A 21,920-nucleotide genomic window follows, 5' to 3' on the forward strand; every position below is an offset into this window, starting at 1 on the left:
CCCGGAAGATCAGGTTCCCCGGTGCAGCGGGACCACCAGCACCGGGACTCGGGAAAACTCAAGAAGCCGAAGGGTGTGGCTGCCGATATAGGGGGCTGCGCTTCCGGGACGGTCCACCAGGGCGACGACGATCAAGGCTGCGCCGATCTCCCGGGCCTCGGCCAGGATTTCCGCTGCTACCTTGCCGGAGCGCTGCTTGAAGGCCACCGCCACGTCTGCCGCAGCGGCCAGTGCGGCCACGTGGCTGAGCGCCGCTTCGGCTGCCAGGTCAGCGTGTTTGGCCAGGGCCGCCGGATCAATGCTCCCGGGGTGCCGGTCCAGCGCCCCAGGTTCCCGGACGGTGACCACGCTCAGGCCTGCGCCGAGCCGGCGCGCGTAGTCGACGGCGACTTCGGCCGCCCGGAAGGCAGCACGGGAATCATTCACTGCCACCAGGATCACATTGCTCATGGTTCCTCCTCCCTGGCCGAAGCCTGCGGTGCCCTGCCGCTGTTCCTTGAGGCCCGGTCAGCGGCCCAGCGCAGGCGGAGGCTTTCTTCCAGCTCCTGTGCGTCAAGCTGCCGCCGGATTTCCAGCAGCTCATTTTCCAGTCGGGGAATCCAGCGGTTCTCCACCGCCCGCTGCCGGGTCCGGGTACCGGCAAGTTCAGCGGCTAGAAGCAGTTCCGCCCGTTGGACCGCGGCGTAGCGCACGCCCGCTTCAAGGGCGCTGCGATGAACGGCGGCGGTGTAGGACAGTGCCGAGCTGCCGCCGGACCGGGCCGCCGCCGGGAGCGAACACTGGGGGTCTTCCGGATACATCACACCCATCGCACTGCCCCACCGCATCCGGACTTCGGCGGGATCCGACGGGACAGCAGCCTCGAGTTGACGGCTTCCGTCCAGGGCGGCGGCGCGGCGCAGCCAGGCCGCGGCTTCCGTTGCCAGCTGTTCCCATTCCCCGCGGGCCAGCTCCGCGCGGAGCTGGAGCCGTTCCAGCTCGTCGGAGAGGATGTGCTGCTTGCGGTCCAGCAGGCGCGCGCCGTGCCGGGCAGTCACCAACCGGCGCTCGATCCGGACCTTGCCGGCCCTCCCCATCCCGCTCACGGCTGTTCGTCTCCGCGGGGCAGGTAGCGGTCCAGGAACGTCGTCGAGACCATGGTCAGCTCTTGTTCGGGCAGCGCGGCGAGCGCCGTCCACGCCCGGCCGAGGGTGTCGTCCAGGGAGCGGATTTCGTCCCGCCCCTGGTTGAAGAGTCCCTCTTCCACGAGCGTGCGGTACTTGATGTAGCTTCGGTCGGTTTCACTCAGGGCCGCGGCGCCTACCAGCTCAGCCAGTTCGGTGGCCTGCCGGGCCCGGGCCATGGCTGCGAGCACCTGGGCCGCAACGTCGAGGTGGTCCTCGCGCGTCCGGTCCTTGCCCGCCCCGCTGCGCATCAGACGCGACAAGGAGGACAGGACATCGACCGGCGGGTAGATGCCGCGCGCAGCGATATCGGCGGCAAGGACAATTTGCCCTTCCGTGATATAGCCCGTCAGGTCCGGCACGGGGTGGGTAATGTCCCCGGCCGGCATGGTCAGTACCGGCACGATCGTCACCGAACCGTCGTGGCCCTTGACCCGGCCGCAACGCTCATACAGGGTGGCGAGATCGCTGTAGAGGTAGCCGGGGTAGCCCCGGCGTGCCGGGATCTCCCGCCGGGCCGCAGACACTTCACGGACCGCTTCGGCGTAACTGGTCATGTCTGACATGATCACCAGGACGTCGTGGCCCTCGGTGTAGGCGAGATGTTCGGCAACGGTCAACGCGATCCGCGGAGTGAGGATGCGTTCGATCACCGGATCGTCAGCGGCGTTGAGCAAGAGCACCAGCTCTCCCCCGGCCGAACGTTCTTCAAGGCGGTCCCGGACATAGGCGATGTCCGCATGGGTCAACCCCATGGCGGCGAACACCACCCGGAACGACTTCCCGCCGGAGGTCGCCTGCGCCGCGATCTGGGTCGCCAGCGTTAGGTGTGGCAGGCCCGGGACGGAGAAGATGGGGAGTTTCTGGCCCCTGACCAGCGTTGTGAGGCCATCGATGACCGATATGCCCGTCAACACCGGTTCCTGCGGGGGTTCACGATAGACCGGGTTCAGCGGCCACCCGCTGACCGGAAGGGTTGCGGTGCCCGTCACCGGCGGGCCGCCGTCGAGCGGCTCTCCGCGTCCGTTGCAGACCCGTCCGAGCCAGTCCGTTCCCACCTGGATATGCAGCGGACGGCCCTCAAAGCGGATCCGGATGCCGTCCAGTGCCATTCCGTCGGTGCTTTCGAGAACCTGCAAGGTGGCGAGGTCCTGATCCACTTCAAGGACCAGGCCATGCCGGCGCTCGCCGCCTTCCATGTCGACGGTAGCAAATTCGTCCCAGCCCACACCCTCGATCCCGCCCGCAACGAGCAGCGGCCCGCGGAGCTCCCGCACGTCCCCGTGGGAGATCCGGGCGGCGAAAGATAGCGGTAGCGGTACAGGTTCAGCACCTTCGGCCGTCCGGCGGTTGGCCATCGGACCGTCCTGGTCAGTCACTGCAGCGCCTCCAGTGCTTGTAGTACCTCGACGCTGCGGGCTTTGACAGCCGCCGCGTCCGAGGGCCCTGTTTCTTCACGCGCCCGCAGGACCGGACCCAGATCGGCCTCCTCAATGGTGGTGGCTGCGACGCCTTTTTCCACCAGTGCCTGGCAGGCGGCGACGACGTCGAGCACAAGGTCCAGCAAAGCGGCACCTTTTTCCGCCGAACAAAAGCCGTCGTTGGCGCTCAGCGCGTTCTGCATCAGGACGCCGTCGCGCAGCAGGCGGCCACCGAGCAGCACCATCCGTTCATGGCCAGGCAACGATGAGGCACCGATGATTTCCGCGAGCTCGGCCAGTCGGTCCGCCTCGGCCAGCAGCGCTGCAGCCCGGGCCCGGCGGGCGGCCCATCCCGGGCTCCCGTTGGCAGCATGCCAGCGGCCGAGGGCTTCCGCGTCGCGGGCAAAAGAGCCGGTCCAGCTGACGGCTGGATAGTGCCGGGAATAGGCCAGATCACGGTCCAGCATCCACAGCGACCGGACGAACCGCTGCGAGTCCGTGGTCACCGGTTCCGTCATGTCGCCGCCCGGCGGCGAAACGGCGCCGATCACCGTCACGGATGCCGTGTTCCCGCCGAGTGTCGTCACCCGGCCGGCGCGCTCGTAGAAGGACGCTAATTCAGATGCGAGATTGGCCGGGTAACCCTCCTCGGCAGGAAGGTCACCGTTGCGGTTCGCGAATTCACGCAGCGCCTCTGCCCACCGGGAGGTCGAATCCGCGATCACTACAACGTCGTAGCCCATGTCGCGGTAATACTCCGCCACGGTGATCCCGGTGAAGATACTGGCCTCCCGCGCCATCATTGGCATATTGGAGGTGTTTGCAATGATGACTGTCCGGTCGATCAGTTTCCCCCCGGTACGCCCGTCCTCAAGCTGCGAGAGCCCGTCGAGGACGTCTGCCATTTCGTTGCCGCGCTCCCCACAGCCCACGTAGACGATGACGTCGGCATCGCTCCATTTGGCGATCTGCTGCAACATCATGGTCTTGCCCGTGCCGAAACCCCCGGGAACGGCCGCAGCGGCTCCGCGTGCCACCGGAAACATCAGGTCGAGGACCCGTTGGCCGGTATGCAGCGGCACCGCAGCCGTGAGCCGGGACCGGAACGGCCGCGGCCGGCGCACCGCGCAGCGCTCGGACAGGGTTACCTCGCGTCCGGAAATCACTGCCACTTTGTCCAGCACGTGGACCTGGCCTTCCGGTGCCAGCCAGGTGAGCTCCCCGGAGACTCCGGCCGGAACCAGCACACGGTGCACCACCGACCCGGACTCCGGCACGGTACCGAGGACATCGCCGGCAGAGACTTCCGACCCGGCAGCCGCCTCCGGCCGGAAGGTCCACTCGCGGGCCAGGACGGTGGGGTCTTCAGCGGATCCTGAGCGCTCGGGCGTGAGCCACATCGGCGCGGAGGACAGCGGGCGCATCAGCCCGTCAAACACCTGGCCGAGCAGGCCCGGACCCATCAGCCCCGAGAGCTCCCCGCCGGTGGGGACAGCGGCGTCGCCGGCTTTGAGTCCGCCAGTGTATTCGTAGGCCTGCAGCGTTGCCCGGCTCCCGGCTATCGCCACCGTCTCGGCGCTGATGCGCCGGGGCCCGACGGCGATCAGCTCAAGCATGGACAGGCCTTCGGCCCCCTCGATCTCCACCAGCGGACCGCTGACACGCTTCACCGTGCCCTCCGCCCGGGCTGCTACCTGGTCCACAACTCACTCACCTCAGGCATGGCGTCGAGGGTCATCTCGGCGAGCAGGGGAAGGGAAAGGTCCAGTCGGCGCGAGCCCGCTTCGGCAACGACGCCCCCGTCGGGGCTGGTGGAGACGACGACGTCCGGGCCCAGCAGCTCCCTGCACCGGGCCGTCAGTCGATCCATCAGCCCGGTGTACCGGGGGTCGGACGTGAGGCCGCGGACTGCCTCACGCAGCCCGCGGTGGAGTTCCAGACGCAGGGAATTGCGCTGGGCGAGGACCAGTTCATGAGCCTGGCGGCGTACCCTCGCCGAACGCAGGACGGCTTCGGAACGGGCTGACTCCCCGCCCTCCTTGGCCGCCGCGCCGAGAATTTCCGCGGCTTCGGCCCGTGCGTCGGCCAGCAGCTCGTTTGCTTGCCTGCCGGCACTGTCCCGGAGCTCGGCCGCCTGCTTTTCGGCCGCCGCCCGGAGTGCGCGGCGCACCGGTTCCAACGCCTTCTGTGATTCCGTTGCGAGCCCGGTCATGAGGGCAGCACCACTGTCATGGGCGAATGGGGATCGGCCAGTAGAAGCTGCAGCGCCTGCGCTGAACGGGGCGTGAGGAAAACGATTGCCGTGTTCCCGGGCAGCTCCGTCCACGCGTGACGGATCTCCTGAGCAGTGGCTGCGGAGAAAACGCTCACGCCCGCGAGCCGGAATCCGTCCAGCAGCGTCGGCTCGCCGATCGCGGCAATAATGTCGGTCAAGGTTCCAGCTCCCCCTCAGGCCTTGCCAATAAGGATGATGGCGATGATGAGGCCGTAAATGGCGATCCCTTCCGCCAGCCCCACCACAACCATGGCCCGGCCGAAGATTTCCGGGCGTTCACTCATTGCAGCCAGGGCAGCGGATCCGGTGTAAGCGACAGCAAAAGCCGCCCCGATCGAGGATCCGGCAACGGCGATGGCGGCGGCGATCAGGGCTGATCCGCCGGCACCTGCCGGGGTGTCGGCGGCTGCTGCGGCGAGGGCCGGGACCGCTGCGCCTGCCGCGGCTGCGGGCGCAGCGCTCAGCGCGCCGGCCAGTAGTGCCAGGGATCCTCCCATCACCACGACATTGAGTGCGGCGAGGATCTTGAACGCGGACTTTCGCCAGCGCCTTACGCACAGGATGGCCCCAGTGGCCGCGAGGAGAAAAACAGGAACGGTTCCGAACCAGAGATTCACAGGAGTTGCCTTTCAGCCGGTATGCCGGACGGAGCACTGGACGAATCGTCGCCAGGACCGGAAGCGGCGGTGAGTTCCGGGGACCACGGCGTGAAGGGGCGCCCCTCGGATTGGAAGATGCGTGAAAACAGTTCGTAGTATTCAAGGCGGAGGGCTTGGATGCCTGCCACCAGGGCCTCAAGGGCAAAGGTGACCGCATTGCCCACAATGAACAGCACAATGGCGGCCGCAGCACGCCAGTCCGGGGCCCACAACGCCGTCGTCCCGTTCCAGACCACCATCAACAGCGCAGCGTGCGTCAGTCCGAAGGCTGCCAGACGCGCGAAGGAGACAAGGTTCGAGCCGAGCCGGATGACGGTATCCACCAGTTCGATCACGGCCTGGAAGCCGGCAGTGGCTCCTCCCCCGGCCTCAACGAAGAGTCCGATGAAGATAAAGACCAGCGCAGCGAGCGAGACAACGACGGCGGCCGCCGTCAGGATCCCGGTGCCGGTGCCGACCCCCCAGACGAGGAGTCCGACGGCAACGAACAACAGGGAACCCGCGATGCCGGAGCGGGAATAGAGGGCATAGCCCCAGCCACCCTCCCTGACCCGGTTGATGGTTCCGATGGCATAGGCGCCGGCTAGCAGGAAAGCCCCCACCCCGAGTCCGGCCACTAGGAGCGGCACCGGATTCGCCAGGGGTTCCAGCCACAGCACGGGTATCAATCCGGTGGGACCGAACGCCTCCCCGTAAAGTGCCCCGAAAACCATGGCGGCCAGGCCAGCGCCGGTCACGAACAGCCAGGTCCTTTGCAGCTTGGCCAGCTTCTTGATCCGGCCACTTCGCAACAGGAGTCCGACGGCGAGCAGGACCGCCCCGTGTCCCACATCGCCAAACATCATCCCGAACATAAGCACGTAGGCAATGCCGGCGAGGCGCGAAGGGTCCAGATCTGCGTAGGGAACCGTCCCGTAAGTGTCCACGAGGGTCCGGGACACTCGGCTCCGGTCCCCGCCGGCGAGCATCGTGGGTGGCTGTGTCCACCTCGGCCGGGGCAGCGGGACAACGGCCGCCCCAAGTGGCGCCAGCGTGGCTTCCAGTGCGGGAATCTCACGCCGCGGCGTCCAGCCTACGAGCGCCGCCGAAGGGCCGGAGACGATGAAGGCAGCCGCCGCCTTATCCAGTTCTTCGGCGTCGTTGCCCGGTGTGTACGGGAGGTCAAGCTCGACGACGGCGCTGGCCGCCAGGTCCACGAGCATTTGGCGCCGGTTCTGCTCGGGCACCACCAGGGCCACCCGTTCCATCCGGACCGGGGCCAGCGATTCACGCTGCCTCATCGAGCACCTCGCTTGATCCTGCACCGGCGGCAGCGGCCGCCAGCGCCGCCCGGACACGCCAAGCATCCACGGACAGCACAGCGATGGCGCCCAGCACCACATCCGGGCCCGGCATGGAACCGCGTAACAACCGGAATCCGTCCTTCTCCACCCCCGCGCGTGCCCGGGCCTCCGCACGCCACAGCTCTTTCGGTGATGCAATACCTCCGAGGACCGTCCGCAGCGACGGCGGAAGCGCGGATGAAAGCTCGGCGATGGTCCTGGCGGTTTCCCACGAGCGGCCGAGCACGGGGTGCAGCAGGTGCAGCACCGGCGGCGCCGGGGATTCGGCGTCGACGGTGAGGATCCGGGCCGCGATGAGAACGCACGCCGCACCGCACCACGGCTGCGCAGGCGGTGCGGCAGCGGCCAGCCGCCGCAGCCAGGCGACGGTCAGGGCGTCCCGGAGCGGGCCCTGGCCGGCAGCGCCGACGTCGCCCCAGGCCGTCGCGCGCAGGGTGATGGCGAGGTCCTCCGGTGATCCCGCGGACCGCACACGGGGCCATGCGGTCGCAAGTGCACCAAGCCGATACGGCTCCGGCGCCTTTGCTCCACCGCCGAGCTGGTGGGCCAAAGCCGTGATGTTCTCGATCTCAAAAGCCCCCGCTGCCGCTCGGGCGAGTGCTGTGCCCGATGCCGGGAGCCACCCGGCAAGCACCCGCAACTGCCACAGGACGGTCTCCTGGACGGCCCGCTGGGCCGCGGCGAGTCCTGCGGCCGCACCGAGACGTTCCGCGTAGCTTGACTCCTGCAGCGCGGACAGCGCCCGGTCCAGGGTCGGCAGGGCCGCCGTCGTGCGGCTGGCGCCGGCACCTACACGGCGCTGCGCCATGGACCGTGCCCGCACGGATGCAGCAACCCAGTCCGCTTTCATTGTTGCCCGGCGCGCTGCGGGGCCAGGAGCATGTTGATGACCTGGTCGACGGCGGCGGGGATGCGGGCCGCACCGGACTCTTCCAGGGCTGCGGCCTCGTGGTGTGCCTGCTCCAGCGCCTGCGAATCCCGGTCCGCTGCTTCCTTGGCCACCCGCGTGGCTGCATTTGCCCGCTCGGCTGCGGCGTCCAGCCGCGCCTGGGCGACGATGGCCGACGCCTGCACCCGAGCTTGGGAAACGTCGCTTTCCGCGGCGGCCCGCGCGTCCTCCACCAGGGCCGCACACGTCAGCACATCAGCGGCAAGTGCTGCGAATACCGGTGCCAGTTCAGCGGCGGGACCCTGGTTGTCCGCGGCAGGCACACCGGCCGGACCCGCCGGGCCAGGGGCGCCGACAGGCCGGAAACGGTCCAGGATACTTAACCGCGGCATATCCGGTAACCGGGGGCGTTGGCGGCACACGTGAGCATCTTTTCAGCATCCACGCAGATGCCTAAGGCAACAAGGGCACAACGGCCCGCCCGGTGTTGGCCCCTAGTGGTTGGCGACTTCGTCCCGGTCGCCTTCGCGGTGGGCCTTGATGCTGTCGGCGACGGCCATGGCGATCAGCACCAGCACGCTTATGACCGCCGCGCCGACTTTCGGCAGCGGCAGCGTCGCCGCGGCGAGGAGGGCAAGCGCCACGAACGCTAACGGGCGGGACGCCGGCAAGTCCCCGTCGACCCGCCACAGGTACCACCCCTGGGCGAGGACAAACAGGGCCGGGCCGCCGAAGATCATCAGGTTGGTAAAAACGTCCGTCGTTTCCAGCGGGTGCGCAATTGCGATCTCGTCGCCGACGGATGCAAGGATCAGGCCCGCCACCATGCCCATCAGCGCGTAGATGGCCTTGCGGCTCAGCCGGGCAGGGTCCGGGCTATTCTTCAGCGTTTCCATCGTGACTCCCTCGGAGCGGCGGAAGTAGCTCCACCACAACGCGATCGTGCCGATGATCGCCACGCCGGTGACGAGGCCTGTAGGTACATCCAGTTTGACGCCGACCACGGTTGATCCGGTTACCAGGATGGTGTCGCCGAAGGCGATCAGCAGGAAGAGCCGGCACCGCTCGAACAGATGCTCGCCAACGAAGGGAAAATGCCGCGTATCCGTCCGCCGTCCCGGCAGCGGGTGCCCGGAGACAAATCCCAGGAGGTCGATCAACGCCGCAGCGCCCCAAAGGGCCAGCCTCAGCTCGCCTTCGGCCATGGCGCCCGGAACCCAGAGGAACGTGGTTCCGAGGATCCAGACCAGCATGCGGCCGTGATGATCGTGCATGGTCTTCTCAAGCCCCAGCCGGAGGGCCCAGATGTTTCGGCCGATCTGCAGCGGCAGGTAGAGGGCGACAAACAACCAGCCGCTCTCACCGAAGGCCTCACCGAGGGTGCTGTTCATAAAAAAGCCCAGGAACATGGTGGTCAGCAGCATCCAGCGGACCGGGTTCTTTTCCGTGTTGGTCAAGGACGTCAGCCAGGCGGTAAAGGACCACACACTGAACACGGCCAGGAAGAGGATGGCCGTCTGCCCGGCTCCCACCCAGTCACGGTGCTCGAGCAGGTGGTGGGAGATCTGGTTAAGGGCAAAGACGTAGACCAGGTCGAAGAAGAGTTCCAGTGGACGGACCTCAGCGTCGTCAGGATGCCGCGTCATGCCGGCCGCGACGCCTGCCTCAGTGGCGGGTCCGTCGTCGTGCGCGTGGTGGTCCGGTTGCTGCACAGGGGTGCCTTTCCTGGCCAGGCCGGATGAATACACCGGCACAAGAAATTGCTGCCTGCGGGTCACCCCCGGATCCGCTCGGCAACGCTGAGTACAGTGTGCCACGCACCCCCCGGGGTTCGCCCGTCCGACGCCGGCAGGGAAGTGCGCAAGCGGGCAGATTCCCACGCTGAGTTGCCCACGCCACCGGCGCACACAGACTGCCCGGCGAGTCCCAGCAGGTCCCTCGAACGCTGAGACGCTCCCTGCTGACCACGGGCAGCCGGAGAATCGATCTTTTGTTCAACAATTCCTTGCGTAGATTGTTCAACAGTCTGTAGAGTGGCGGAAGACAATAATTGTGACGCCAGTCACCCAATCGTTGGGAACTCCCATGGAAACCACCTCCGTCAAGGCCGGCCTCAAGCCAGCCGCCCGGCGTTCGGCCCTGCTTGGCGCCATGTTCCTGATGGCCACCAGCGCCATCGGCCCGGGCTTCATCACCCAGACGACGGCCTTTACCGTCCAGCTCGGCGCCGCCTTTGCCTTCGCGATCCTGGTCTCCATCCTGGTTGACATCGCCGTGCAGGCGAACGTCTGGCGGATCATTGGCGTCTCGGGCCTGCGGGCCCAGGAGCTCGGCAACAAGGTTCTGCCCGGCGTCGGATGGTTCCTCGCCGCGCTGGTCTTCTTGGGTGGCATCGTCTTCAACATTGGCAACATCGCGGGAACAGGGCTCGGGACCAACGCGATGATGGGTGTGGATCCCAAAATCGGCGGGGCGCTGTCCGCCGTCGTGGCCATTATGATCTTCCTCAGCAAAAGGGCCGGGGTGGCCCTGGACCGGATCGTGGTGATCCTCGGGGCCCTGATGATCCTGATGACGCTGTATGTTGCGGTGGTTTCCGCCCCGCCTCTGGGTGAGGCGCTCAAGAACACCGTGATGCCGGAGAAGGTCGACTTCCTGGTCATCACCACCCTCATCGGCGGCACCATCGGCGGCTACATCACGTACGCGGGTGCCCACCGCATGCTTGACACAGGCATCACCGGCGTCGAAAACGTCAAACAAATCACGCAGAGCTCGATCGTCGGAATCCTGGTCACCTGCGTGATGCGCATCCTGCTGTTCCTGGCGATCTTCGGCGTCGTCGCCGGCGGCGTGGCGCTGACCGGCAGCAACCTGGCAGCTTCGGCATTCCAGGCAGCAGCCGGCGATATCGGCATGCGCGTCTTCGGCGTCATCCTGTGGGCAGCTTCCATCACCTCCGTGATCGGTGCGGCGTACACCTCGGTCTCCTTCGTGACGAAGTCCAGCACCAAGGCGCGGACCCGGAACCTGATCACCGTCGGCTTCATCGCTTTCTGCAGCGTCGCCTACCTGCTGATCGGCCAGGCCCCGCAGCAGCTCCTGATTTTCGCCGGCGCCTTCAACGGCCTTATCCTCCCGGTTGGTTTCGGCGTGCTGTTGTGGGTGGCGTGGCGGCGTCGGGACCTCCTCCACGGCTACGTCTACCCGAAGGGGCTGCTCATTATGGGAGTGGTGGCCTGGCTGCTGACCCTGTTCCTTGGTTATAGCTCGCTGACCAGCCTGGCGAAGCTGTGGGGCTAGAACCCATGATCTCTACTCCGGTCAATCCGCGGTCCGCCGTCGTCCCTCCTGAAAACCCGGCTGGCCTGCTCCCGGCGGCGGCACGGTCCCTGTTCCGCGCCGGCCTCGTGACTCCCACCTCCGGCTGGAGCAGCGGCTACGCGCAGGCCAATCTGATAATTGTTCCCAAGGCGCAGGCGTTCGACGTGCTGCTGTTTGCCCAACGCAACCCTAAGCCGTGCCCTATCCTGGGCGTCCTGGACGCCGGGACGACCTCCGGAGCGCTGCTCGCCGGCGGCGATATCCGCACCGATGTGCCCAAGTACGTGGTGTACAAGGACGGCGTGAAGGTCGACGAGCCGACCGACATCACGGATCACTGGCGCGATGACCTCGTTACGTTCATTGTGGGGTGCAGCTTTACCTTCGAATCTGCCCTGCAGGACAACGGCATCCGGGTGGCGCATATCGACCAGGGCACGAACGTGCCCATGTACCGGACGTCCGTTCGCTGCGACCCGGCCGGCACCATGGCCGGGCCGTTGGTGGTCTCCATGCGCCCCATGCCGGCATCCCAGGTGGCGGACGCCGTTCGTATCACCTCCCGCTATCCGGCCGTGCACGGCGCCCCGGTCCATATCGGCAACCCCGCAGAACTTGGCATCGCTGATCTGGGCCGGCCGGACTTCGGAGACCCGGTCCGCATCCCGGACGGCCAGGTGCCGGTATTCTGGGCGTGCGGGGTAACTCCGCAGGCAGCCGTGATGGAATCAAAACCTGCACTGGCCATTGGACATGCTCCGGGGCACATGCTCATTACGGACGCACGAGATACGTCCTACCAGGTCCCGTAGGCCAGCGGACTACGAGCTACGAGCTCCGAGCTCCGAGCTGGACTGTTGACGGCGGTCCGCCGGAATCCCAATTCTCCCGAGGGCCGCTGGGCTCAGCGTTCAAACTCGCCTGGCCGCAATTCACGCTGATGATCGCGTAGCTACGATTCGCCGAGCGCAATGTCATCGCCGGGTTCTGCTAGTCCAGAACTTGAAGTGCCAGAACTTGCAGTGATCGGAGGTTGTGGCCTGTTTCCTTGGCCTGGGAAGTTACGTCTGGGAAGTAGACGTCTGGGAAGTAGACGTCTGGGCGAAGAGCCGTGCCGAAGCCCGCGATGCCGCGCCTCGTTCATCCGAAGCCGTCTGCACGCAATGTCGACACTCGTCTGCACGACCCACGATGTGTCCGTGCCGGGAGCCTTGGGTTCTTGCGGGCACCGTCGTCGCTTTGGGCGCGCAACGCTTCGCAGGTGGCGCGCTTATCCAAGGTGCTATCGATTACGATGACGCGCATCTCGCCAGTGTGAAGCATCAGTTGATGATTTCGCCCTGCTCGCTCGAGAGCAGCACCGATAGCCGTTCCCGCCACGTCTGCAGCTGTTCGGGTGTCAGTCTGGCCCACTCGGTGATCTCGCCGCAAATCCGCAACGGGTCTCTGCTCCGGTACGACAGGGTGGGGTTACCAGGGAACTTCTTGTCGGTCACGTTGGGGTCGTCCTCGAACGCTCCGGTGGGCTCGACCACATACACCCGTGGAGTCGTCGCGCCCTCTGCAAGTTCCGCGGCGATTTCCGCTGCGAGGCCGGCGCCGTCGGCACGAGCTGTGAAGTAGATATGGTTCATCACAATCTCGGGGCGGTAGTTCGATCGGTTGCCCGATGTGAGCAAATCGCCCACCTTCAAATCCGCGACCGTGCCATGGAAAAAAGGGCCCTCTTCGAGCGGTCTGGACACCTGGACTCCTTCTGTTGGCATACTCAACTCCGCGAGTATGCCACGTCAGCAGTCCCTTGCCGCAAGTCCCCCTTAGCGCTTTATCCTGAGAGTAGTGGAGGTACAACCTGCATTGCAGCGAGGAGCACTACTCCGCAGAAGATGTTTGCTTAGCGCGAGGTCAGGACGCCGTATTGGCGCCACACGGCGACACGCACGCACGAGGACGATCGGCAAGGAATCGCTCACCGGACACAAGGATCCCGGACGTTTGATGATCTCAGCGGACAAGCACCGAATCCGAGATCTGTTGCGCGGCTTGTTCCGGCGTGCGGTATGGGGTGTCGATGACCTCGGCTTCATCATGCAGCCAGGTTTGAGCTGCCTGGGCGTCCGGTTCCAGGTACGCGAAGCAGAATGTTGACGGGGCGAGGTGCGACCGCCACTGCGGCGGCGGAGGGGGCAGCCAACGACGGCGCCTCCGCCGCGGTCACGTCGCTGGCTTCCTTGGTTCCACCGGAGCAGGACCCCAGTGCACTGCCGAGCAGCAGCACGCCGGCGGGGATGAGGAAGCGCTTCATCTTGAAGAACGGCTTAGTGTGCGGTTAGCAAGGTGGTAACAAGCCTTTCTGCTGACGTCCGTGCATCGTTTCCCTACGCCTCGGGCTTCTCGCCACGGAACCCCCGCTTCATGAAGTCCTTCGCTCAGGAGTGGCCGGACTTCCCAATGTTGCATCAGCCTGTTGCAACATTGCCTTGGGGCCACAACGTCATTCTTGTGGACAAGCTCGGCGACGCTGAGACCCGGCTCTGGTACGCAAGGTCCGCCGTCGACAACGGTGCTCCCGGAATGTTCTGTCTCATCACATTGAGACCAGACTCGACGAGCGCACGGGTAATGCCGTCACCAACTTTACGCAGACTTTGCCGCCAGCTGAGTCGGACCTAGCCCAGCAGGCATTCAAGGACCCTTACGTCTTTGACTTCCTGTCGCTGACAGGCCAGCAGAATGAGCGTGGGTTAGAGGATCAGCTGATTGGCCACGTGGAGAAGTTCCTCCTGGAAGTTGGCCAGGGTTTCGCCTTTGTGGGACGCCAGTTGCAATTGATAATCAGCGGTGATGAATTCTTTGCCGATCTGCTCTTCTACAAGTTCAAGCTCAGGTGCTTTGTGGTGGTCGAACTGAAGGCAACGGCGTTCAAGCCGGAGTATGTGGGCCAGATCAATATGTACATGTCTGCGGTGGACGATCTGCTGGGCCATGCGGAGGACAAACCCACCGGATTCAACTCAAGCCGCTCATCTTTTTGTCCTGCCTTGAACAACTGCCCGGTGTGCGGCCCATGGAACTGCTTTTGAGATCTGGTCGTCGTGATTCAGACGCCCGATTCGCTGAATGCGCCGACGATAATCGTTTCGAAGGCCTCGCGCGTACGACGATTCTCCACATTCTCGGCGACGCGAGGGGCAAGTTCGGCATGCATTTCCTGAATCGCCATATGGAGGTCGTCGCTGCCGGGGTCAAGGCTTCGGTACGGCTCCGCGTGGACGTCCATATTGATGAATTCTGCGAGTAGTGCTTCCGTCAACACCTGGAGTACCAGGACGGCTGCCTGCGCTCCGAACTCGGCCTCGATCCTTGCAGCGGCAAGGCCGGGTCCCTCACCCGCGGACAGAGTTGCCAAGCCGTCACTCAGAGGAAGGGCTTCGACCTCACAAGGGCTCAGACCCGAATCCTCCACAGGAAGGGAGAGCTGCCCAACGCAGTGCCGCCAGTCCGCGGTATACGTCAGCCCGTCCTGATCGACGCCCGCAACGACGACCGGATACATACTCAGCTCCAGCATCGGCAGACCGTGCTCATCTACTCCGGCGACGACGAGTTCCATCGCGAAGCTGCCGTCAACGTGCAGGTGGTTCTCTTCGTACATGTTCATGGTTTTGACCTTTTATAGGTTCGGAGTGGCTTGAGACGCGAGAAGACCCCCGCCGGCGATGCCGTGCGGAGGTCTTCTCCTGATGATGCGATTGTGTTCCGCATTGCGCTACAAATGCAAGAAAGCTTGTCTAAGACAGTCTCAATGTGGTGCAACTTCCGTTTCACCGTCAAGCCACGCAGGGGCCGCGCCCCGGGAAACACATACTGACTAAGCGAAGACGGTCTTTTCGACCTTCCACTGCATCAGTCGCGGGTAGACCCAGAAGGTGTAGATGCCCAGCGTGATGATGCTCAGGAGCGACCATTTGATCCACAGTCCGAAGATGCCCCACCCGGTGCCGACGAAGAGGAGCTGCCGGCCGTGAAGATAGGTGTTCTTGGCCCGCCATCGCTCCACGAGGACAAGGGCGAACGGGTAGCAGATTCCAATGGTGCAGATCGTAATCAGCACGCCGAGAATCTGGGTGCCGAACCAGGATGCGGCCCCGCCACGGAACTGATAGATCTGGGCCACAGGGACGGCCCCGGCGCCGCTGGCCACTATGGTTCCGGCGTCTGCGGCGGGCATTTGCCCAGATGGCGAAACGTGCTCTTTGTTGATGCTCAAGGAATCCCCCAATTGATAACGCGAAAGTGAACAGTTGAACTGTAAGGGTCGAGAGGGAGCCGGGCACCCCCGGACACGGCTCCACAGTTGCACTACCCCGGGATCTGGATCCGTGCGGCTTCCTGCATCAGCGGGGTGGAGATCATCACGGTCGAAGCACCGGCCGCGGTGTCGAAGGCAATGAATCCCCGGGTCTTGTCACCCGGCAGAACGTCGCCGGAACCAAGCTGGTTGTCCGCGAAGAGGTTCAGATCGGCTTTTCGCCCGTTGGAGTCCTTGGCCGAGAAGTAGAACGGGTTGGAGCTGGTTTTGCCCGTCTCCGTTTCCCACAGGACGTCCAGGAGCAGGTAGCTTCCACTCTTGGGTGCCGCCGCGAAGGCAGTGGTGGTGACAGCGTCAGTGCGGACGGCAGAGACAATCGTGATCTTCGCGACGTTGCCGTTGCCCATCTTGACGCTGAACGGAGCGCCGACGGCGGGTCCGGCAGGCGCCGCCGGTGGAGCAGGTGGAGCAACAGGGGCGGCCGGCGTTGCGGCCGGCGCAGCAGCTGCCGAAGAAGCAGGTGCTGCTGCCGCAGGAGCTGAGGTCGCGGCCGCCGGCGAGGCATCGCTGGCCTGCTTGGAGCCCCCGGAGCACGAGCCCAGGGCCATGCCCAGCACCAGGACTCCGGCGGGGATAAGGAAACGCTTCTTTTTGAAGAACGGCCGCGGCTGAGGCGCTGCAAGCGCAGTGGTCAAGGGCTGTTCCGAAAGTTCGTGGGACATGTGGTGCCTTTCCAAGGTGAATGAATGATGCGAGGCGTGGAACTGTTACTGCTTTTCCCATTTGCCGCAGCGGCTGGACTTGAAGTCCTGCCCGCCGGAGAGCGCCACTGAGGGCCGGCCGCCGCCGGGGAGATCGTTGTCGATAATGGTGCTGCCGTTGCTTCCGGTCGCGTAGATGCCCCAGTAGCAGGAGGAGCCGACGTCGGCAGTGGCCCGGTAAGTGCCGGCCTCAAGGTCCTTGCCGACCGTCCAGGTGCCGTCGGCGATGGTGTTGGCCGCCTTGGTCTTCTCGGCGCCGGTCACCGCATCTTCGCGTATTTTGACGGCCGTATCGGCGGTTTTGACGGCCGCATCTGCCTTGCCAACCTCAAATTCCCTGGCCGTGAGCTTCGCTTCGCGGGCGGCATTGCCGTTCTGAAGGGTGTCGTACTTCGACTTCATCGACTGGTAGTCGGTCTGAGCCGAGTCGCGCTCAGACTTCGCAGCGGCTTCCTCCCCCGCCAGCGCCAGGTAGGCGTCGCTGGACCTCGGGTCAGGCAGCGTCGTGCCGAGCACCGTTCCGCCGGCCAGGAGCGCGATGGCGGCGACAGCCAGCAGGGCCCGCTTCTTGCGCGCCGGCTTCAACTTCCCCAGGAACGGCGTCTCGTCCGTTCCGTGGCCCGTGACGGAGTTCAACATGATCTCGTCCTCTCTTTGCTGTAGCTACTGAGCGGCGGCGGGATACCGGTCCCCCAATGCGTGGTTCCCCGCCGCCGTCGCAGCATCGGAGGATTCCCTCGGCGCTGCAGAACCGAAGCTACGGCGGCCCTGCACCGGCACGACGAAAGACCACTGATAACCCCCCTTATCAGCACTCCAGCAGGAATGTCACCACATCCCGTTAGGCTTGGGGCGACGTCGTAAGGAGGCGCACATGACCAAAGCAGAAGCCCTGCGTATGACCCTTTCCGACGTCGCCGCACTGGCGCAGGTCCAGCGGCCCGTCGTGTCCATTTGGCGCAAACGCAGTGCCGGGTCAGCTCACCCGTTTCCCGAGCCCAGCGCGCTGGATAGCGGCCGTGAACTGTTCGACGCCGATCAGGTCGCCGGCTGGCTGGACGCTACCGGACGCGGCAACAACCCTGATGCCGTGAACGACGCCGCCGCTTTCGCCCGGATACCCGTAACGGCGGCCGGCGGCGTCGAAGGGAACACCCTGGCTGCCCTCACCGCCCTCCTGACTCTCAAGGCCATGACAGGAGCCGGGATTGGAACCCTGACCACAGCTGAACTGCTGGACGCCGCGGACGAGTGCGACCCCGATGACGGGTTTCTTTACTCGGAACTGGAGGCCCAGGGCCCGTCGCTCGCTGCTACCGCAGCGTTCGCGGACCGGCTGGTGGACAGCGCCTACAACGCACCTGCCGCCTTTGAACAGCTTCTGGCCGCCCGGTTCCGGGCGGGGCTGCGGGAGCACTCGGATACCGCCCTTACGGAATCTGCCGTGGAGCTAATCGCCGCCGCGGCGGTCGAACTGTCCGCGGTGCTGGGCGGGAGTCCCGTCTTTGCCGACTCCACCCGCGGCGGCAGCGACCTCCTGATGGGCGTCGTGCACGCTTCCGGCGAGGGTGCGCCCGTCACCTTTCTGACAGCGGACGACGACGGCGGCGCCGGCCGGCTGGTGCGTCGCCGCCTGCGCGTCCATGGTGTGGACTCCGGACAGATCCGTGTCGAGACCAGCGGCGAATTCGCCATGCATGGAGCCGTGGTCCATGTGGCGCAGTACCCATCCCCCGGCCAACCAGGCATGGACGCCACCCAGATTCTCTCCGCGGTGGAACACCTTGTCCTCCAGATGGACGACCAGCAGCGGGCGGTCATCATTGCCCCGGCACGTGTTCTCTGCGATGTTCCGCTGGCCGCCGGGGCCGCGGGTTTGCGTTCGGGGCTGCTGCGCACCGGCCGGGTACGTGCCATTGTCCGGCTGCCCCAGGGCCTGCTGCGGTCCAAGCCCCGCGAAGCGCAGGCGCTGTGGGTGCTGGGACCGTCGTTCGCAAAAGTACCGATTGCGGAACGCTGGACCATGGCGGCGGACCTCAGCGCCTGTGCCCTCACCGACGACGTGAGGCAGGACCTGGTGAGCGACATGGTCGCCTCTATGGGTAACCGCGCCACCGTGCGCGCCCACTCCTTCAGGTTTGCCCGACTGGTCCAGACCCGTCTGCTGCTGGCCGCCCGGACATCCCTCGTGGCAGCTCATCACCCCGGGCCGGCTCCGAGTTCCGGCGGCGCGGGGGCTGTCCTTCGCGTCGAGGAACTGGTGCGTCTGGTCGGAGCCGGAGGAACGAAGCCATCAGCTGACATGGCCGTTCTCCCGGGAGGTCCAGCCACGAAGGCCCAGCCCGCCGCAGTCCAGGGACTTCTGGCCGCCGGCACCCTGAAATACATCAAGGGGAACCGGATTGTCGATGCGGACCTGGCGCCGGGCGGCACCACACGGGTCCTGGGGCCGGCCGAGCTGCTCCACCCGCACACCGCCCCGGCCCGGTACATCAGCTTGCTGGAGTTCGCCGCCAGCAACCCCGGGGGCCGGCTCACCGAGCCCGGCGACGTCGTGTTCTGCACCAGCCCGCGTCCGGCGGCCACTGTTGACGCTGACGGCGGCTCCGCCGTCGTGTTCCCCGCGAGGGTGCTGCGGATCGACGCCGGGGACCCCGGCGGGCTGCTGCCCGACGTCGTCGCCGCGGACATCAACGCACTGTCCGGCAGGGACAAGGTCTGGCGGCACTGGCAGCTGCGCCGCCTGCCGGAGGCCCAGCGGGAGAAGCTGGCCGAAACGCTCGCCCGGCTGCAACACGGGCAGCATCTGGCCCGCGAACGCCTCAAACGGCTGGAGGAACTCGCTACCCTGATTACGGACGGCGTAGCGGGCGGAAGCCTCACCCTGACAGACCCCAGCACTAAGCTCGCCGAACCACAGACCGAAGGAACCCAGTAATGCCCCCGAAATTAAAGGTGGACCTCGCCCCGTCCACCATGAAGGAACTCAAGGACACCCTCTGGAAGGCCGCGGACAAGCTGCGCGGTTCCATGGACGCCTCCCAGTACAAGGACGTCATCCTTGGCCTGGTGTTCCTGAAATACGTCTCGGACGCTTTCGAGGAGCGCCGCGCCCAGATCGTCACGGAGCTGGAAGCCGACGGCCTCAATGAGGACCAGATCGCCCAGCTGATCGACGACGTGGACGAGTACACCGGCCGCGGCGTCTTCTGGGTCCCTGCCCGTGCCCGCTGGGACTACCTCGCGGAGAACGGCAAGGGCCTCGCCGCCGCGATGGGCGAGGCACCGAAGAGCATCGGCCAGCTGATCGACGAGGCCATGGACCTCATCATGGCCGCCAACCCCACGCTGGCGGCCACGCTTCCCCGCATCTTCAACCGCGACAACGTGGACCAGCGCCGCCTCGGCGAGCTGCTGGACCTGCTGAACTCGGCCCGCTTCACGGGCCAGGGCGTCAGCAAGGCCCGCGACCTGCTCGGCGAGGTCTACGAGTACTTCCTGGAGAAGTTCGCCCGGGCCGAGGGCAAGCGCGGCGGCGAGTTCTACACCCCGGCCGGCGTGGTCCGGGTGCTCGTGGAGGTGCTGGAACCCAACCGCGGGCGGGTCTATGATCCCTGCTGCGGCTCGGGCGGCATGTTTGTCCAGACCGAGAAGTTCCTGGAGCACCACCAGAAGGAGGGCTCGGACATCTCGGTCTACGGCCAGGAGCTTAACGAGCGCACCTGGCGGATGGCCAAGATGAACCTCGCCATCCACGGCCTCAACGCCAACCTCGCCTCCCGCTGGGGCGACACCTTCGCCCGGGACCAGCACCCCGAGCTGACCGGGACCAACGGCGCCGACTTCATCATGGCCAACCCACCCTTCAATATCAAGGACTGGGCCCGTTCCGAGTCCGACCCCCGCTGGAAGTACGGCCTCCCGCCGGCCGGAAACGCCAACTACGCCTGGATCCAGCACATCATCTCCAAACTCGCCCCGGGCGGGTCCGCCGGCGTGGTCATGGCCAACGGCTCCATGTCCTCCAACTCCGGCGGCGAGGGCGAGATCCGCGCCCAGCTCGTGGAGGCCGATCTCGTCTCCTGCATGGTGGCTTTGCCGACGCAGCTGTTCCGTTCCACCGGCATTCCGGTGTGCACCTGGTTTTTTGCCAAGGACAAGACGGCCGGCTCGCAGGGCTCCGTCGACCGGACCGGCCAGGTGCTCTTCATCGACGCCCGTAACCTGGGCTACATGGTGGACCGTGCCGAGCGTGCTTTGTCGGATGAGGACATCGCCAAGATCGCCGGCACCTACCACGCGTGGCGCGGCACTTCGTCCGCGGTTGAGGCAGGCCTGACGTACGACGACGAAGCCGGCTTCTGCTATTCGGCCACGCTTGCGGAGATCAAGGCTGCTGATTATGCGCTAACGCCGGGACGGTATGTTGGGGCGGCTGAGCTTGAGGACGACGGCGAGCCGATCGAGGAGAAGATCGCGCGGTTGTCGAAGGAACTATTCGAGCAGTTCGACGAGTCGGAGCGGCTGGCGCAGGTTGTGCGCGAGCAATTGGGGCGCCTGGATGTCTAGGAATACCTCCATCGGCGAACTAGCAGCTCTCGGTGCCCTCCAGTTCGGAGACGGTTACAGAACCAAACGAAGCGAGCATGGCCAGCCGGGTTACCGGATCATTCGTGTTGCCGACGTGATGGACGATGCTGTCAGCTTCGAGGGACCGGACTTCGTTTCGGCTGATTACGTCAGGGCCATCGGAACGAAATTGGGACATCCCGGTGACATCCTTCTGACCACAAAGGGGACTGTTGGCCGAGTGGCCGTTCTACCCGAAACCGGTGAGCAGGTTGTTTACAGCCCGCAGCTCTGCTATTTCCGGGTTCTGGATTCCGATGTAATAACCCCGCGCTTCCTACGCTACTGGTTCAGTAGCCAGGAGTTCTGGCTTCAAGCCGCGGACAGAATGAACAACACGGACATGGCCGCATACATAAATCTGGCGGACATCCGGTCCCTCAAGATGACGCTGCCATCGATTCACAACCAACAGGCAATTGCAGAGGTGCTCGGTGCGCTCGACGACAAGATCGCCGCCAACACCAAGCTCGTTCAGACCTCCGCAGCCCTGACTCAAGCGATGTTCTCCTCGGCTGTCGCCACATCCTCAGAGGAATCCGTTCTCTCGGAAATCACCGAACTTCTCAGCCGCGGCATTACGCCCAAGTATTCTGACGACAACGACGCAACCGTCATCCTGAACCAGAAGTGCGTCCGCGGGCAGCGTGTAGATCTGGACCCGGCTCGGCGGACACTTTCCGTCAAAGTCCGTGAAGACAAACTCCTGAAATTGGATGACGTCCTTGTGAACTCGACGGGACAAGGAACGCTCGGCCGGGTTGCACGATGGACTCACCATGAGAATGTCACGGTCGATTCGCACATCACCATCGTCAGGTTCGACCGAAACAAAGTTGATCCTGTATGTGCGGGAGTGGGTCTCCTCGGCTTGCAGCAGACCATCATCGAAATGGGTGAAGGCAGCACTGGACAAACAGAACTGTCGCGAGTCGAACTCGGAAAACTTCGTATAAGGCTTCCGGATTTCGAAACTCAACGGGCCCTCGGCCGTCGGTTCGCTTCGATGGCGAATATGGAGCGAATAAACTTTGAGGAGAACCGTCGCCTGGCAGCCACCCGTGATGCCCTTCTCCCCCAACTCATGTCCGGCAAGCTCCGGGTCCGGGAAGGAGAAACGCTGGTGGCAGCGGCGGTCTGAGGG

General features: G+C 65.3%; 24 protein-coding genes. 7 read left to right on the top strand and 17 right to left on the bottom strand.

Going from position 1 to position 21,920, the window contains the following annotated elements; all coding sequences use genetic code 11:
- Positions 1-9: 9 nt before the first annotated feature.
- From QI450_RS09210 to QI450_RS09260, 11 genes are all read right to left on the bottom strand, one after another.
- Complete coding sequence (locus QI450_RS09210; RefSeq protein WP_226774521.1) at positions 10-450, bottom strand: universal stress protein; 441 nt, start codon at positions 448-450, stop codon at positions 10-12.
- Positions 447-1,076: a V-type ATP synthase subunit D gene (locus tag QI450_RS09215; protein ID WP_226774590.1), complete on the bottom strand. Its 630-nt coding sequence runs from the start codon at positions 1,074-1,076 to the stop codon at positions 447-449. Before QI450_RS09215 ends, QI450_RS09210 begins: the two co-directional genes overlap by 4 nt.
- Positions 1,077-1,081: 5 nt before the next feature.
- Complete coding sequence (locus QI450_RS09220; protein ID WP_282360226.1) at positions 1,082-2,542, bottom strand: V-type ATP synthase subunit B; 1,461 nt, start codon at positions 2,540-2,542, stop codon at positions 1,082-1,084.
- Positions 2,539-4,287, bottom strand: coding sequence for a V-type ATP synthase subunit A (locus QI450_RS09225; RefSeq protein ID WP_226774523.1), 1,749 nt, complete (start codon positions 4,285-4,287; stop codon positions 2,539-2,541). The genes QI450_RS09220 and QI450_RS09225 overlap by 4 nt, the downstream gene beginning before the upstream one ends.
- Positions 4,275-4,796, bottom strand: a complete 522-nt coding sequence (locus QI450_RS09230) for a hypothetical protein (protein ID WP_226774524.1) — start codon at positions 4,794-4,796, stop codon at positions 4,275-4,277. Before QI450_RS09230 ends, QI450_RS09225 begins: the two co-directional genes overlap by 13 nt.
- Positions 4,793-5,017, bottom strand: coding sequence for a V-type ATP synthase subunit F (locus tag QI450_RS09235; protein ID WP_226774525.1), 225 nt, complete (start codon positions 5,015-5,017; stop codon positions 4,793-4,795). Before QI450_RS09235 ends, QI450_RS09230 begins: the two co-directional genes overlap by 4 nt.
- A gap of 15 nt (positions 5,018-5,032) precedes the next feature.
- Positions 5,033-5,476 (bottom strand): ATP synthase subunit C, encoded by a 444-nt coding sequence (locus QI450_RS09240; RefSeq protein ID WP_226774526.1) that lies wholly within the window; start codon positions 5,474-5,476, stop codon positions 5,033-5,035.
- Positions 5,473-6,798 (bottom strand): V-type ATPase 116kDa subunit family protein, encoded by a 1,326-nt coding sequence (locus tag QI450_RS09245; protein WP_226774527.1) that lies wholly within the window; start codon positions 6,796-6,798, stop codon positions 5,473-5,475. Before QI450_RS09245 ends, QI450_RS09240 begins: the two co-directional genes overlap by 4 nt.
- Positions 6,785-7,669 (bottom strand): hypothetical protein, encoded by an 885-nt coding sequence (locus tag QI450_RS09250; RefSeq protein ID WP_226774528.1) that lies wholly within the window; start codon positions 7,667-7,669, stop codon positions 6,785-6,787. The genes QI450_RS09245 and QI450_RS09250 overlap by 14 nt, the downstream gene beginning before the upstream one ends.
- 38 nt (positions 7,670-7,707) lie before the next feature.
- Positions 7,708-8,142 carry a hypothetical protein gene (locus tag QI450_RS09255; RefSeq protein ID WP_282467993.1) on the bottom strand — a complete coding sequence of 145 codons (435 nt, stop codon included), beginning with the start codon at positions 8,140-8,142 and terminating at the stop codon, positions 7,708-7,710.
- A 102-nt stretch (positions 8,143-8,244) separates the two neighbouring features.
- A complete protein-coding gene (locus QI450_RS09260; RefSeq protein ID WP_226774529.1) occupies positions 8,245-9,462 on the bottom strand; it encodes a low temperature requirement protein A in 1,218 nt (405 codons plus the stop codon).
- Positions 9,463-9,835: 373 nt separating this feature from the next.
- Between QI450_RS09260 and QI450_RS09265 the strand changes: the two genes are divergently transcribed.
- On the top strand, positions 9,836-11,053 hold the full coding sequence (locus tag QI450_RS09265) for an NRAMP family divalent metal transporter (protein WP_226774530.1): 1,218 nt from the start codon (positions 9,836-9,838) through the stop codon (positions 11,051-11,053).
- A 5-nt stretch (positions 11,054-11,058) separates the two neighbouring features.
- Complete coding sequence (locus QI450_RS09270; RefSeq protein WP_226774531.1) at positions 11,059-11,886, top strand: putative hydro-lyase; 828 nt, start codon at positions 11,059-11,061, stop codon at positions 11,884-11,886.
- Between the two features lie 510 nt (positions 11,887-12,396).
- Here the strand turns inward: QI450_RS09270 and arr are convergent.
- Positions 12,397-12,819 (bottom strand): NAD(+)--rifampin ADP-ribosyltransferase, encoded by a 423-nt coding sequence (arr, locus tag QI450_RS09275; protein WP_226774532.1) that lies wholly within the window; start codon positions 12,817-12,819, stop codon positions 12,397-12,399.
- 341 nt (positions 12,820-13,160) lie between these two features.
- Entirely contained in the window at positions 13,161-13,379 is a 219-nt protein-coding gene (locus QI450_RS09280) for a hypothetical protein (protein ID WP_282467994.1), read from the bottom strand.
- A gap of 32 nt (positions 13,380-13,411) precedes the next feature.
- Between QI450_RS09280 and QI450_RS09285 the strand changes: the two genes are divergently transcribed.
- Together QI450_RS09285 and QI450_RS09290 are read left to right on the top strand one after the other, a co-directional pair.
- Positions 13,412-13,747, top strand: a complete 336-nt coding sequence (locus QI450_RS09285; protein ID WP_226774533.1) for a DUF1016 N-terminal domain-containing protein — start codon at positions 13,412-13,414, stop codon at positions 13,745-13,747.
- Positions 13,723-14,157, top strand: a complete 435-nt coding sequence (locus tag QI450_RS09290) for a PDDEXK nuclease domain-containing protein (RefSeq protein ID WP_226774534.1) — start codon at positions 13,723-13,725, stop codon at positions 14,155-14,157. The genes QI450_RS09285 and QI450_RS09290 overlap by 25 nt, the downstream gene beginning before the upstream one ends.
- 17 nt (positions 14,158-14,174) lie before the next feature.
- On the opposite strand, the gene QI450_RS09295 is transcribed toward QI450_RS09290, so the two are convergent.
- From QI450_RS09295 to QI450_RS09310, 4 genes are all read right to left on the bottom strand, one after another.
- Positions 14,175-14,735: a hypothetical protein gene (locus tag QI450_RS09295; protein ID WP_226774535.1), complete on the bottom strand. Its 561-nt coding sequence runs from the start codon at positions 14,733-14,735 to the stop codon at positions 14,175-14,177.
- Positions 14,736-14,945: 210 nt separating this feature from the next.
- The gene (locus QI450_RS09300; protein ID WP_226774536.1) at positions 14,946-15,305 is read right to left on the bottom strand and encodes a DUF898 domain-containing protein; all 360 of its coding nucleotides are present in this window, start codon (positions 15,303-15,305) and stop codon (positions 14,946-14,948) included.
- Between the two features lie 131 nt (positions 15,306-15,436).
- Positions 15,437-16,108 carry a DUF4352 domain-containing protein gene (locus QI450_RS09305; RefSeq protein ID WP_226774537.1) on the bottom strand — a complete coding sequence of 224 codons (672 nt, stop codon included), beginning with the start codon at positions 16,106-16,108 and terminating at the stop codon, positions 15,437-15,439.
- Between the two features lie 45 nt (positions 16,109-16,153).
- Positions 16,154-16,786 (bottom strand): hypothetical protein, encoded by a 633-nt coding sequence (locus tag QI450_RS09310; protein ID WP_226774538.1) that lies wholly within the window; start codon positions 16,784-16,786, stop codon positions 16,154-16,156.
- A 235-nt stretch (positions 16,787-17,021) separates the two neighbouring features.
- Between QI450_RS09310 and QI450_RS09315 the strand changes: the two genes are divergently transcribed.
- From QI450_RS09315 to QI450_RS09325, 3 genes are read left to right on the top strand one after another with little or no spacing between them, the layout of a single operon-like run.
- Positions 17,022-19,085, top strand: coding sequence for a hypothetical protein (locus QI450_RS09315; protein ID WP_226774539.1), 2,064 nt, complete (start codon positions 17,022-17,024; stop codon positions 19,083-19,085).
- Entirely contained in the window at positions 19,085-20,716 is a 1,632-nt protein-coding gene (locus QI450_RS09320; protein WP_226774540.1) for a class I SAM-dependent DNA methyltransferase, read from the top strand. The genes QI450_RS09315 and QI450_RS09320 overlap by 1 nt, the downstream gene beginning before the upstream one ends.
- Positions 20,709-21,917 (top strand): restriction endonuclease subunit S, encoded by a 1,209-nt coding sequence (locus tag QI450_RS09325; RefSeq protein WP_226774541.1) that lies wholly within the window; start codon positions 20,709-20,711, stop codon positions 21,915-21,917. Before QI450_RS09320 ends, QI450_RS09325 begins: the two co-directional genes overlap by 8 nt.
- Positions 21,918-21,920 lie beyond the last annotated feature (3 nt).

The organism is Arthrobacter sp. EM1 (genome assembly GCF_029964055.1).
In the GTDB taxonomy this organism is placed as follows: domain Bacteria; phylum Actinomycetota; class Actinomycetes; order Actinomycetales; family Micrococcaceae; genus Arthrobacter.